Here is a 1,001-nt window from a genome sequence, read left to right on the forward strand (position 1 = left end):
GCTGCCCGCGGGCGTACTGGTACTGCTCCCGCTGTGCGCGACCTGGGACTACGCGACCTCCGGACTGGAGACCGGGCTCACCTTCACCTACCTCGGCGGCTGCTGGTGGCTGCTGGTCCGGGCGCGGGCCGGACTCGACCGGACCGCAACCGCCCGAGCCGCAACCGACCAGGCAACAGGCGACCGGACCGCGCCCGGTGGCCGGGCGCTGCCCGCCATCGCGTTCGCACTCGGTCTGGGCCCGCTCGTGCGGCCGGACCTCACCCTGGTCAGCGCGGTCTTCCTGGCCGCGCTGTGGCTGATGTGGCGCCCCGCGCCGCGCACCACCCTCGGCTGGGCCGGCGCGGCCCTGGCGCTGCCCCTCGCGTACGAGCTCTTCCGCGCCGGGTACTACGGCGTACTCGTCCCGCTCCCGGCCATCGCCAAGGAGGCCTCCGGCACCCAGTGGGAGTACGGCTGGGGCTATCTGGTCAACACCCTCCATCCGTACGCCCTGTGGGTACCGCTCGGCCTCCTCGCCGCCTTCGGCCTGCGGGAGCTGGCCCGCCGAGCCCGCGGATGGTCGGCGCAACCGGTACGCACCGCGGACGCCGCCCTGGTCGCGGCCCCCGTGGTGACCGGAGCGCTGTCGGTGCTCTTCGTCGTGAAGGTCGGCGGTGACTTCATGCACGGCCGGATGATCCTGCCCGGACTCTTCCTGATGCTGCTGCCGGCCTTTCTGCTGCCGTACGGACGCGCGGCGGCGGCGCTGGCCTCAGCAGTGGGCGTCTGGGGCCTCGTCTGCCTCCTCGCGTTCCGCCCACCGCTGGAGAGCCCCGACGACGGTCGGATCATCTTCGACTCGCACAGCATCTACCAGCAGGCCCTCGGCGCGCGGCACCCCGTCAGCCAGCACGACCACGTCGCGGCGCCCCGCACCTTCACGAAGGTGGCCCAGCGCGCCGTCCGCGAGGGCGAGCACACCTTGGTGCTGCGGCTGCCCCACGACGCCGGGTACCCAC

At 73.6% G+C, this 1,001-nt stretch carries 1 pseudogene; it reads left to right on the forward strand.

Annotated features, from left to right (window positions below):
* A pseudogene (locus ACFXIV_RS48445) lies at window positions 1-1,001 on the forward strand (hypothetical protein); the annotation flags it as partial.

Origin of the sequence: Nocardia sp. NPDC059236 (assembly GCF_042754085.1) — a bacterium.
GTDB lineage: Bacteria > Actinomycetota > Actinomycetes > Mycobacteriales > Mycobacteriaceae > Nocardia.